This is a genomic window from Finegoldia dalianensis, assembly GCF_046255015.1.
Lineage (GTDB): Bacteria > Bacillota > Clostridia > Tissierellales > Peptoniphilaceae > Finegoldia > Finegoldia magna.
The window spans coordinates 143865-156958 of sequence record NZ_JBDLBQ010000003.1; the positions used below are offsets into that span (position 1 = coordinate 143865).

A 13094-nucleotide genomic window follows, 5' to 3' on the forward strand; every position below is an offset into this window, starting at 1 on the left:
GACATTAGTATGATATAATAAATTAAAAGAAATTGGAAGTAGGTGAATAAATGAAGAAAGCATGGGGAGGTTTCGTAAAAGGATTTGCGAAATTTTTGGATGGATTTTTCGGATTTTTAATAGCATTTATAGAAACATTGGTGAATTTAACTGTGGGATTTAGGTATGTACTAGGATCCATATTATCCTTCGGTTGTATATTTATATTGTTTTTTCCTTATATATTTTTCAAATACAAATGGATTACATTTACGGTTTTGTTCATAACGATATTTCCTATTTTGGGTAAAGGATTCGTCAATTATCTAAAATATGTAAAATATTCTATGGTTGAATTCCTACTTGGATACGGGGATTATTATCTCAATAATTCACAAACAAAATACACCTCTTATTCTGATTACAAGAAAAAATACATCTTCAACAAACAAGAAGAAGAAAGAAAAGCGCGTGAAGAACGACAAAGACGTGAACAAGAAGAATGGACTAGAAGATTTAACGAATGGTTCAATCAAAACGGATTTGGCTTCGATGATTTCGGGTATTACCAACAACAAGGTCAATACGGTGGATACAACCAAGGCTATGGACAACAAGGCTATGGATATCAAAATCAATACCAAAATCCAGTGGATGATTTCGTAAAAACATATGAAGGACACTGCGATACATTGGGTGTGGGATATAACGCAGATAAGTACGAAATAAAATTGAATTACAGAAAACTTGCCAAGAAATATCACCCTGATATAAACAAAGCAGCAGATGCAACTGCGAAGTTCCAAGAAGTTAACAACGCATATGACTTTTTGTCCAATGAACAAAACATAGAAAGATACAACAGAATCAAAAACAAAAAATAGTTTATCGCTGGGAGAATATCTCCCAGTTTTTTATTGGGGAAACTTAAAAAAAGTCTTGACAAATTATCGAGGATGATATATTCTAAAATAAATATAATAAATAAAAAAATATAAAGCAATAAAGGCAAAAAAAAACAAAATGATCAACATTGTTATATAATTTAACAATGAAAATAAAAAAATGAAAGGAAATTAAAATGAAAAATTATAATGGTAGAGGGAAATCAACAAAAAAATTAACAGTAATATTATGTATGATGGTTTTTGCAATTGTGTTTAGTTCAACAATTTATGCGGTTAAATTAGTTAATGAACAATCTAAGGTTAATGAATTAGAATTACCAGAATTAGATTCTATGAAGGTTACTAATCAAATAAAAAATAGAGAAAAAGGTATTAAACCACAATCTATTTCTAGAATGAATTACAAACAAATTCAAGAACAATTGGGAGTTTCCCTTTTAAATAGTGAACTTTCAAAAGACGATAAGTATATGATTACAGATGTTGAAACTGATAATAAAGATTATGCGATAATCAAGTGCGATAATTATATTCTTGGAGACACATCAAACTATTCATATAATGATGAAGGATTTTATAGTTTTGATGAAGGAAAATTGTACAAATCTCCAATATCAATACAAGCAGATATAGTTTTAAGTGAAACTCAGCTGAATAATTTATGGACTACTGATTATTTAGGAATGTACAAATTCACTGAGCAGTTCGTTTCAGAACAAGGGTATAAAGTTAATTTAATTGAAGAAACAATTGACGGAATTCAACCACAAAATTTTGTATCTAAAAAGACAGCTATTTTCGTAGCGGATGGAATTAGATATACATTGACAGGTAGAACAACAGTTGAAAATATGAAACAAATAGTAAATTCAATGAAATAAAGTATTTGGGGTGCTGCACAATAAAAAGTGCAGCATTTTTTATTGAAAAAATTTTAAAATTTCAATCACAAAAAGCAAAACTTTGTCTAAATTTTTAAAAATTTATTTTTCATTTTAAAAAATGGAAATTAAAAATATCAAAGTTGCTGCAATTAAAAAAATATAATAAAAATGTTTTCATTTATACATATAGCAATTTTTATAAAAAATTCAACAATATATCTAAAATCAATTTAGATTTAAAAAATTATATGGGTTATAATAGGTAGATGTGAGGAAGTGAGTTTATGAAAGATGTAATCAATAAAATAATTGAGATTGATAAAAAAGCACAGGATTTGGATGAATCTTTTCAAAATGATCTTGTGACTGAACAAAAAAAACAAAAAGAAGCTATAAGACAGCTTGAAGACAAATATCAATCAGAATCTGTAACTAAACTTAATTCTGTCCATGATGATATTATTAATAGCCAAAACAATAATATCGAAAATCAAAAGAAGAGTATTGAGGAAAAGAAGAACCAGTTGAAGGAAATCTTTGAGAAAAACGAGGATAGATTGGTGGATAAATTCTTCAATATTATTACGGAGTAATTATGGGATCTGCAAGATTATATAGTGCGCTTAATACTAAGATTTCTAAGATTAGCTCAGAGCTTTTGTCTGATGAAGATTTTAAGAAATTATTAGAAGCTGATACTAATAAGGATCAATATGATTATCTTTTGAAATTGGGAAAGATTGAGGGTGAATACGCAAACGAGGGCGTGAGTCAGTTTGAAAATAGTCTTAATGATAAGATGATTAGAACTGAAGAAAAGTTGAAGTATTATATGAACGGCAGATACAAGGATTTTTATAATTCTTTGTTGGAGTATTATGTCGTTGAAGATATTAAAACTTTGGCGCGTGTTATCGTTAGAAGGGAATACACCGATAGGTTGAATGATAATCTTATAGTTCTCAAGGATACAAAATTTTCTCGAATTTCTTCGTCGACTACGATTCAAGATTTTGTGGATATGTTAGATGAGCCATACAAATCTATTGTCGATAGGTACAAGGAAGAAAATCGTCACAGAATTTTGTTTTTTATTGAGATGAACTTGGATAGAAATTATTATTCAAACATTATCAAGATGAGTCAAGGTTTATCGAAACAAGATTCTAAGATTGTCCAAGATTATTATGGTGAAAAAATCGACTTGTTGAATTTGGAATGGATTTATAGAGCTAACAAATATTATGAAATCAATAGCGAGATTATTTTCAACTTTACGATTTTGGGCGGTAAATTGTTCCAATTGGACGATTTGAAGAAGATTTCGTATATGGATTTTGATGATTTGATAAATTTTATTTCCGAAAGTAAGTATTCTTTCTTGGTTAATACCGACAATGATATTGATTTGTACATGGATAGGAGAGTTTACAGATATCTTTATTTCAAGGCTATGGATTTGCTACATACTAATAAGTACAATATTTCGAAACTTATTGCGATTGGCGAATTACTTGAGTTTGAAAAATTTGATATTGAAAAAAGTGTGGAATCTAAGAGATTTAATTTGGATTTTGAAAAGTCCAAGTCTTATCTGATTAGAAGAGTTTAAGGAAGTGGTAAATTGAGAGCAGAAAAAATGTACATGATGAATGTAGTTGGAAATCTGAAGTATCTTGAATCCACTATAAAAGATTTGTTGGATATTGGAAGTGTCGAACTTACTGATAGTTTGAGCCAAATCGAAAACAATACTTTTATCGTTAATATCAATAGTGAAAATATTGAAAAAACTATGGAGTTTAATAATGTTACTGGTTTTGAAAACAGGGATGTTAAGGAATTGAATTCTATTGCTGATAATTTGAAGGATATTTTCAAAATTGATTTGAAAGATGAGAGATTAAAAAGAGAGTACAACGAAGATGAAATCAAAGACTTCTACAGTTCTATTAAATCTAAGGTGGACAAGATCTACGATTGTGAAAACCAAATTGATGAAAATAAAAAAGAATTGGAAGATTTGTATTTGATAGAAGATTTGGATGTATCTATTGAAAGCTTGTGTGATATGAAGTATTTCGATTATCGCTTTGGCTATTTGTCTAAGGAAAATAGATTAAAGTTGAAGAAAAACTACGATAATATCATGGCAAGTGTACTTCATTTGGCAAGTAAGAACAAAAAGGAAGTTTATGTAGCTATTTATCCTAAAGATGTGTCGATTGAAACAGACAGAATTTTGAGATCATTGAATTGGACTGATATCAATATTAATAAAAATAGAAAAGAAGTTCCAAAAGAAATAATTTCCAAAATTGAATTGGAAAATGAAAACTTAGGAGCTGAAATCTCAAAATTAAATCAAAGCTTAAATGAGATTTACAGAGATAACAAAAGCAAAATCATTGATATGGTGATTTCTGCTAATTTGTTGATTCAATTAGAAGATGTGAAGAGTTTACTTGGAAGAAGTGAAAACTACTTTTACTTAGCAGGTTGGGTTCCTGAATCAGCTAAGAGTGTTGTTCAAGAAAAATTATCTGCATACGATGATATGTTCATTAATTTCTTGGATGCAGATGACAGTGGACTAACTCCTCCCACTAAGCTCAAAAACAACAAATTTTTTAAGCCGTTTGAGCTTTTAGTTAATATGTATGGCACTCCAAATTACAAGGAAATCGACCCAACTGTATTTTTCGGATTGACATATATGTTGTTGTTCGGTGCTATGTTTGGGGATTTGGGACAAGGCGCTGTGATGTTTGTAGCAGGTGTCTTATTAGCGAAATTCAAAGACAAGATGATGGGCGGACTTCTTGAAAGAATTGGTGCAAGTTCCATGGTGTTTGGAATTCTTTACGGTTCTTTCTTCGGACTAGAAGGAATTATTCCGGCATTATTTTTGAAACCATTTGAAAATATCAACAAAGTTTTGATTATAGCTATTGGACTTGGTGTCGTACTTTTACTGATAGCTTACATTTTGGGATTATGTAACAATTATATTTTCAAAGATGTGCAAGAAGGACTTTTCGGACAAGAAGGTTTGGCAGGATTTTTGCTATTCTTGTTATTCTTATTATTAGCTGCAACAGTTGCATTAGAATTGCACATTGTTTCTGTTGGAGTGATTGCGGCGTGTATGTTGATTGTGATTTTTGTCATGATTTTCAAAGTTCCATTGACACAACTTTTGTACAAGAGAAAGCCTCTTCACAATGGTTTGGATGTTACGGGTTATTATGTTGAAAGTTCATTTTCAATTATTGAAACTTTGATTTCGATGTTTTCTTCAACTGTATCATTCATAAGAGTAGGGGCATTTGCTATCAACCACGTTGGTTTGTTCTTGGCATTCACATCTATAGGTAAAATGATCGGAACCAATGCAGGTAACATAGCTATGATAATCGTAGGAAATATCGTGATTTTGGGTCTTGAAGGTTTGATTGTGTTCATTCAATCATTGAGACTTGAATATTATGAATTGTTTAGTAAATATTTTAAAGGTGATGGAATTTTGTTCCAACCAACTATAAAGAGAATTTAAAGGAGATAAATATATGTATTTTATTTTAATTTCAACAGCAATAATAGTTTTATTGACTATAGGTTCAGGTGTTTATTTGTTATACAACAACACTGATTCATCAAAAACAAAATTAAAGAAAGCATTAAGAACTAATCTTTTTGCAATTATTCCATGTCTTGTAATGGCATTTGTATTCTTAATGCCTAACTCTGCATTTGCAGAATCTGCTGCTGGTGCAACTAATGGTCTTGGACTTTTGGCAGCTGCTTTGTCAACAGGTCTTGCAACAATTGGTACTGGTTATGCAGTAGGTGTTGTAGGCTCATCAGCATTGGGAGCTGTTAGTGAAGATCCATCATTATTAGGTAAATCATTAATTTATGTAGGATTAGCAGAAGGTATTGCAATTTACGGATTGGTTATTTCAATTCTTATTTTGCAACAATTATAATTATGAAATCCGTAATTATAAGTGCGGATAATGTTACAAATCTTGGTATGCGCCTTGCTGGAATCACAGGTTTAGTTGCGAAAAACGAAGCTGAAATGAAGAGAGCTTTTAAGGCTGCAACTATTGATGATACTTTGGGCGTTGTCATTATCACTGAAGAAGTGTTCAATACTATAAAAGATGAAGTGACAAAACACAAAGACAAGGGTAAGAAGCCATTAGTTGTAACAATACCCGGAAGAAAAGGACTTGAAGACAAAGATTTCTTAATGAAATACATTAAGGGGTCTATAGGAATTAAGGTAGATTAGAGGTAGAAATGATTTTATTAGAAAAGAAATTAGATATTTTTAACAAAATAATCTATGCAAATAAGAAAAAAGATTATGAAAAGAAACTTCTTGAAGTAAAAAACTCTAATCAAAATGAGCTAAAAAACTACGAACAAAAATTAATTGATGAATACAATTTAAATTTGAAAAAAAGAACCAGAAAAGCTGAACAAAAATCTATCGAAAAATTGAGAACTGCTGAACAAGAAAGCAGAAGAGAGCTTTTGGTTTTAAAAGAAAATGTATTGCAAAAATTGTTTGATAATGTTACTAAAAAAATATTGGATTTTGTGAAGACTGATGAGTATAAAGAAAGATTAATCAAGAACATTGAAGAAAACTTGGCTGATTTGGATTACAAGGTAGTGTTGTTGGTTTTACAAAACGATTATGATTATGTAACTAAGAATTTCAGTTCAGAAAAAGTCGAAGAAATCAAATCCATTGCGAACAATTACTTGGGTGGATTTATGATTCAAGATGTAGAAGAAACGGTGAATTTTGATTACACTTATTTGTCAAAAATGCAAGATTGCAAACATGAAATGGGTGAAGATATTCATAATCTAATGACTGGTGGTGATATCAATGAATAATGGTAAGATTTTTTCTATTAATGGTCCTGTAATAAAAGGAAGAAATATGACCGATTTTACAGCGAAAGAAATGGTGTTAATTGGTGAAAAGAAATTAATCGGAGAAGTTATCAGCCTTGAAGATGATATCGCAGTTATCCAAGTTTACGAAGAAACTGAAGGATTGAAAAAGGACGATGAAATTTATCACACTAATAAACCACTTTCATTAAAATTAGGACCTGGTTTATTGAAAAATATGTTTGATGGAATAGAAAGACCATTAAAAGAAATAAGAGATAAATTTTCAACTTTTATTCCAGAAGGTATCGGACTTATTTCCATCGACGAAGAAAAATTATGGGATGTCACTATAAAAGTTAAAAATGGTGATACAGTTACTCAAGGACAAATAATAGCAGAAGTTCCAGAAACAGAAGCTATCGTTCACAAAATTATGATTCCAGTTGGAGTTAATGGTACTGTAAAAAATGTGCTTGAAAATGGCAAGTACAATATTGAGACTACTATTATGCAAGTGGAAGATGATTTTGGAAACTTAACAGATATAAAATTGTACCAAGACTGGCCAATCAGAATTCCAAGACCTTCCAAAGAAAGACTAGATGTCGATCGCTTATTGGAAACTGGTCAAAGAATTTTAGATGTGTTCTTCCCACTTGCAAAAGGTGGTACTGTAGCAATTCCTGGTGGATTTGGTACAGGAAAAACAATGACACAACACCAATTAGCAAAATACGCCGATGCAGATATTATTATTTACATTGGTTGTGGTGAACGTGGTAACGAAATGACAGAAGTATTGGAAGATTTTCCAAAACTTATCGACCCAAACAACGGTAAGCCACTTATGGAACGAACTGTATTGATAGCCAATACTTCCAATATGCCAGTAGCAGCCAGAGAAGCAAGTATCTACACTGGAATTACAATGGCAGAATATTTCAGGGATATGGGATATGATGTCGCTATAATGGCGGACTCTACTTCTCGTTGGGCAGAAGCTCTTCGTGAAATTTCTGGAAGACTTGAAGAAATGCCTGCAGAAGAAGGATATCCTGCATATCTTCCATCTAGAATTGCACAGTTCTACGAAAGAGCGGGAATTGTGAAAACTTTGAACGACAACGAAGGATCAGTTACAATTATCGGAGCTGTTTCACCAGCTGGTGGGGATTTCAGTGAACCAGTTACAGAAAACACTAAGAGATTCGTAAATGTATTCTTGGGTTTGGATAAGGACTTGGCATATTCAAGACACTATCCAGCGATTAACTGGATGAGTAGTTATTCTTCTTATGTAGAAAAATTAAGAGATTATTACGAATCTAAACTTGGTGAAGATGTTGTAGATTTGAGAAATCAAATGCTTAAATTGTTATACGAAGAAGACAAATTAAAAGAAATAGTAATGCTTGTCGGTGAAGATGTTCTTCCAGACGATCAAAGATTGATTTTGGATATTTCAAATGTAATGAAGTTAGGATTTTTGCAACAAAATGCTTTTAGTAAGGTGGATACTTATGTTCCTCTTAAGAAACAAGTTGAAATGCTTAAAACTATAAAATTACTATACGAAGAAGGACACAAGGCAATCAAAGAACAAATTCCTATTTCTCAAGTAAAAAATGCAGATTTGTATTCAAAAGTTATCGCCATGAAGAACACAATTTCTAACGAAGATTTAAGTGGAATAAAAGATTTGAATGACGAAATCAAAGAGTTTTACAGCGATTTGATTAGAAAATACGAAAAGTAGGTGATTTTATGATAAAAGAATACATTAAACTAAAAAAAGTTGAAAGTTCAATTATAGAAGTTGAAAATGTAAATGAAGCATCTTTTGGGGAAGTTGTCGAAGTAAAATCATCTGCATCAGATAAATCAATGGTCGGTAAAGTTGTAAATATTAACGATGATACTGTTACTATTCAAGTATTTGGTGACAGTACAGGAATGAGTACACAAAATACTAAAGTTAGATTTTCACAAAGACCATTTGAAATAGCTTTGTCAGAAGATATTTTGGGAAGAAAATTCAACGGGATTGGTCAACCAATAGATGATGGAGGAGATATTTACGCAGCAAAACGCTACAACGTAAATGGACGTGCCATCAACCCGGTTTCCAGAGTTTATCCTAGGGATTTTATCCAAACAGGAATTAGTTCGATAGATTGTTTGATGACTTTGATTAGAGGACAAAAGCTTCCAGTATTTTCTGGATCTGGAATGAGTCACAATAGATTGGCTGCACAAATCGTTCGTCAAGCTAAAATCAAAGGTGCAAACGAAGATAACTTCGCAATTGTATTCGGAGCGATTGGTGTAAAACACGACGAAGCAAGATTTTTCGAAGATACTTTCAGACAATCTGGTGTATTGAATAATGTGTGTATGTTTGTAAATTACGCTGATGATTCAATAATGGAAAGAATTATTACTCCAAGAGCGGCACTAACTGCAGCGGAATACTTGGCTTTCGAAAAAAATTATCACGTTTTGGTTATTATTACTGATTTGACAAGTTATGCAGAAGCTCTTCGTGAAGTTTCATCAAAAAGAGAAGAAGTTCCTTCCAGAAAGGGCTATCCAGGATATTTGTATTCTGATTTGGCATCATTGTATGAAAGAGCAGGTATGATTAAAGATGCAGAAGGCTCTGTAACTTTGATTCCAATTTTGACGATGCCTAATGACGATATCACTCATCCTATTCCGGATTTAACAGGATATATTACTGAAGGACAAATTGTTTTGGAAAGAAGTTTGATGCAAAAAGACATATATCCACCAATCAATGTTCTTCCATCTCTTTCAAGACTTATGAAAGATGGTATTGGTGAAGGATACACAAGAGAAGATCATCCGGATGTAAGTAGTCAATTATTTTCAAGTTATTCTCATGTTCAAGAGGTTAGGGATTTGGCACAAATTATCGGAGCAGATGATTTGAGCGAAGCTGATCAAAAATATTTGAAATTTGGAGACGAATTTGAAAACAAATTTGTAAAACAAGATTATTATGAAAACAGAGAAATAGAAGAAACACTAGATCTTGCGTGGGATTTATTGAAAATATTACCAGAAAACGAATTGGACAGATTATCACCAGAAATGATAAAACAACATATGAACAGGTGATTATATGGCAGTTTATAAGATGACTCCTACTAAGGGGAATTTAATAAAAGCTAAAAAAACACTGGATTTTTCAAAGAAAGGTTACAATCTTTTGGATAAGAAAAGAACAGTTCTTATTAAAGAAATGATGGGTCTTATGAAAAAAGCACAAACGCTTCAAGATTCCATTGAAAAAGAATTTGATGAAGCTTACGAGCTTTTGACAGAAGCATCCATAACAGTAGGAACTGATAGACTCGAAGAAATTTCCCATTCGATTAGTCACGAAAAAGAATTCGATATAATTTACAAATCAGTAATGGGAGTTGAAGTTCCAAATATTGTATATCCAAAATCAAAAGCCGAAGCACAATATGGTTTCTTCAGAACTAATGCATCATTCGATAGGGCTGTTCTTGCATTCAACAAAATCAGAGAAACTATATACGAATTGGCTGAAATGGAAAATGCAGTGTATAAATTGGGTAAAGAAATTAAAAAAACTCAAAAACGTGCCAATGCGTTGGATAAAATACAAATTCCAAAATACGAACAATCCATCAAAGATACTGAAGATATATTAGCTGAAAAAGAAAGAGAAGAATTCTTCAGATTGAAGATGGTAAAAAAGAAGAAAAAATAAATTTCGGTTGGGCAGTTGATTTGCCTGACCGTTTTTTTTGTTATAGTATAGATATAACAAATCAATTTAAAGGAGAGATGAGAACTTGATAAAATTTTTAGCAAAATGTATTTGGTGGCAAGATATTAGAAAACCAAAGAAAATTTCTGAAAATATTTTAAGAATATTGTATATTGCATTGGAATTATTTATCAGCTGGTTGTTGATAATATATTTGACAAATTTCAGCTTGAATAAAGTTGTTTATGTGATTTTGTCTGTTTATGTAGTGTTATCTTTGTTGACATTTGGGGCTATTAAATCGTATTTGCTTGAAATATCTGAAGACAAACCTCTTTTATCTTGGGGATTGTGGATTTTAGGATGGCCACTATCTTTAGTCGGGTTATTCTTTTTAGCTTTTAATAAAGAAAATATTTTGAAAAAAACTGAAAAATAATTTTAGGGAATTCTAAAACGAATTCCTTTTTTGTTTGTGATTGATGTGTGTTTGGGGTATTATATAAAGAGAGGTGATTTTATGTGTAATTGGGATTTGTCCAAGATGTATAAGGACAAGAACGCAATCGAAAAAGATATTAAATTAGTTAACGAAAATATTAATAAAATTGATGAATTGAAGAAAAATGAAAAGGATAATTTCGTAGAAATATTGGATTTACTTTTCGAAACTGACAGAGTAATGGATAATTTGTACACTTACGCTTCAATGAAAAAGGATGAAAATAGCAAGGTTTCAGATAGTGTAAAATTGGAATTGGAATTGTCATCATTGTACAACAAGCTACAATCTAGATTTTCTTTTGTTGAACCATTTGTTTTATCATTAAAAGAAGATGAACAAGACAAACTTATCAAAGAAAATCCAAGTTATGAAATATTCTTCAAAAAGATTTTGAGATTTAAGGAACACACTTTATCTGCAGAAGAAGAAAACATTATTTCTCTTATGAGTGAAGCTATGTCAAGCCCTCACAATGATTTCTATAGTTTGCAAAACACAGATATGGAATTTCCTTATGTAGAATCAATCGATGAAAAGCTTACAAATGCTAATTTTGTTCCACTATTATCTAAGCTTCCACGTGAACAAAGAAAAGAAGTTTTTGAAAAATATTACGATGAATTAGCGAAGTACAACAATACATTTGGATCCACTTTGTATGCGAATATCAAAAACTTGGTTATACTATCTAAAATCAAAAAATACGACAGTGCAAGACAAATGGAATTGTTCAACGATGATGTTGAAGAAGTTGTATACGATAATTTGATCGACATTGTGCACGAATATTTGCCATATTTGTACAAATACTACGATGCTAGAAAGAAATTGCTAGGATTGGATGAAAACCACATGTATGATGTTTATGTTCCATCTACAAAAGGTTTTGACCGTGAAATCCCATTTGAAGAAGCAAAGAAAATGGTTATAGAAGCTGTAAAACCAATGGGAGAAGAATATCAATCTATCATGAAGAAGGTTTTTGAAGAAAATTGGATTGATGTTTATCCAAAAGATGGCAAAAAACCAGGCGCTTACAGTTGGGGATCATACGATTCTTATCCATACATTTTATTAAACTACACAAATGATGTGGATTCTGTGTTCACTTTGATTCACGAATTGGGTCATTCGATTCATTCATATTATTCAAGAGCTAACAATGAGTTCAAATATGCAGGTTATACTATATTTGTTGCAGAAGTTGCAAGTACTTGTAACGAAATGTTGTTGTTGGATTATATGATTAAAAACGCTAAAAATGATGATGAAAAATTATACTTGTTAGATCATCACATCAATTCATTCAAATCAACAATTTTCAGACAAACTATGTTTGCAGAATTTGAACGAGAAACTCACAAATTAGTTGAAGAAGAAAAGGCATTAACTGGAGAAGATTTCAACGAAATCTACCTTAACTTAAACAAAAAATACTTCGGAGATAGTGTTGTATCAGATGATTTGATTAAGTACGAATGGTCAAGAATCCCTCATTTCTACACTAACTTCTATGTTTATAAGTATGCTACAGGTCTTAGTTCATCATCAATCTTGTCACAAAAGATTTTATCGGGAAATGAACAAGATTTGGAAAACTACAAGAATTTCTTGAAAGATGGTAATAAAAACTATCCTCTAGTACAACTTAAAAACGCTGGAGCAAACATCAAAGATAAAGAAGTTTTGAGAACTGCTTTTGAAGTTTTTAAAGAAAAAGTATTAGAATTTGAAAAAATTGTCAATAAATAGGGGAGAAATTCATGAAATATAAATCATTACACACATGTATCAGAGTAACTAATTTGGAAAAATCAATCGAGTTTTATGAAAAAGCTTTAGGTATGGAAGTTACAAGCAAGAAAGATTTCCCTGAAGATGAGTTCACACTTGTGTATATGACAAGCGATCACAACTACGAAATAGAATTGACTTATAACTACGGGAAGACAGATTATACTCATGGCGATTTCTACGGTCACATGGCTTTTGAAGTTGAAGATTTGAAAAAATCACACGAATATCACAAATCTTTAGGCTATGAAGTTGATGAATTAGGTGGACTTGAAGGTGTTGCAACATTTTATTTCATGAAGGATCCAGATGGTTTCAACATAGAAATAATTGGTAAATAG

Annotated in this window: 14 protein-coding genes; all 14 read left to right on the plus strand. The window is 31.2% G+C overall.

What is annotated here, in order from left to right; genetic code table 11:
• Positions 1–50 precede the first annotated feature (50 nt).
• Positions 51–863 carry a J domain-containing protein gene (locus tag ABDJ34_RS04485; protein ID WP_316529974.1) on the plus strand — a complete coding sequence of 271 codons (813 nt, stop codon included), beginning with the start codon at positions 51–53 and terminating at the stop codon, positions 861–863.
• A 197-nt stretch (positions 864–1060) separates the two neighbouring features.
• Positions 1061–1768, plus strand: coding sequence for a hypothetical protein (locus tag ABDJ34_RS04490; RefSeq protein ID WP_412701521.1), 708 nt, complete (start codon positions 1061–1063; stop codon positions 1766–1768).
• Between the two features lie 287 nt (positions 1769–2055).
• Positions 2056–2364, plus strand: coding sequence for a hypothetical protein (locus ABDJ34_RS04495; protein WP_412701522.1), 309 nt, complete (start codon positions 2056–2058; stop codon positions 2362–2364).
• A gap of 2 nt (positions 2365–2366) precedes the next feature.
• A complete protein-coding gene (locus tag ABDJ34_RS04500) occupies positions 2367–3383 on the plus strand; it encodes a V-type ATPase subunit (protein WP_094208901.1) in 1017 nt (338 codons plus the stop codon).
• 12 nt (positions 3384–3395) lie between these two features.
• The gene (locus tag ABDJ34_RS04505) at positions 3396–5327 is read left to right on the plus strand and encodes a V-type ATP synthase subunit I (protein WP_412701523.1); all 1932 of its coding nucleotides are present in this window, start codon (positions 3396–3398) and stop codon (positions 5325–5327) included.
• A gap of 13 nt (positions 5328–5340) precedes the next feature.
• The gene (locus tag ABDJ34_RS04510; RefSeq protein ID WP_094207412.1) at positions 5341–5760 is read left to right on the plus strand and encodes an ATP synthase subunit C; all 420 of its coding nucleotides are present in this window, start codon (positions 5341–5343) and stop codon (positions 5758–5760) included.
• Between the two features lie 2 nt (positions 5761–5762).
• The gene (locus ABDJ34_RS04515; protein ID WP_060790370.1) at positions 5763–6071 is read left to right on the plus strand and encodes a V-type ATP synthase subunit F; all 309 of its coding nucleotides are present in this window, start codon (positions 5763–5765) and stop codon (positions 6069–6071) included.
• 8 nt (positions 6072–6079) lie between these two features.
• The gene (locus tag ABDJ34_RS04520; RefSeq protein ID WP_412701524.1) at positions 6080–6688 is read left to right on the plus strand and encodes a V-type ATP synthase subunit E; all 609 of its coding nucleotides are present in this window, start codon (positions 6080–6082) and stop codon (positions 6686–6688) included.
• Entirely contained in the window at positions 6681–8447 is a 1767-nt protein-coding gene (locus ABDJ34_RS04525; RefSeq protein WP_154272253.1) for a V-type ATP synthase subunit A, read from the plus strand. Before ABDJ34_RS04520 ends, ABDJ34_RS04525 begins: the two co-directional genes overlap by 8 nt.
• Positions 8448–8455: 8 nt before the next feature.
• Positions 8456–9832, plus strand: coding sequence for a V-type ATP synthase subunit B (locus ABDJ34_RS04530; RefSeq protein WP_094208897.1), 1377 nt, complete (start codon positions 8456–8458; stop codon positions 9830–9832).
• A gap of 4 nt (positions 9833–9836) precedes the next feature.
• Positions 9837–10454 carry a V-type ATP synthase subunit D gene (locus tag ABDJ34_RS04535; protein ID WP_094207409.1) on the plus strand — a complete coding sequence of 206 codons (618 nt, stop codon included), beginning with the start codon at positions 9837–9839 and terminating at the stop codon, positions 10452–10454.
• An 85-nt stretch (positions 10455–10539) separates the two neighbouring features.
• A complete protein-coding gene (locus tag ABDJ34_RS04540) occupies positions 10540–10893 on the plus strand; it encodes a hypothetical protein (protein ID WP_412701525.1) in 354 nt (117 codons plus the stop codon).
• Positions 10894–10974: 81 nt separating this feature from the next.
• The gene (pepF, locus tag ABDJ34_RS04545) at positions 10975–12711 is read left to right on the plus strand and encodes an oligoendopeptidase F (protein ID WP_412701526.1); all 1737 of its coding nucleotides are present in this window, start codon (positions 10975–10977) and stop codon (positions 12709–12711) included.
• Positions 12712–12722: 11 nt separating this feature from the next.
• Entirely contained in the window at positions 12723–13094 is a 372-nt protein-coding gene (locus tag ABDJ34_RS04550; RefSeq protein WP_102163659.1) for a VOC family protein, read from the plus strand.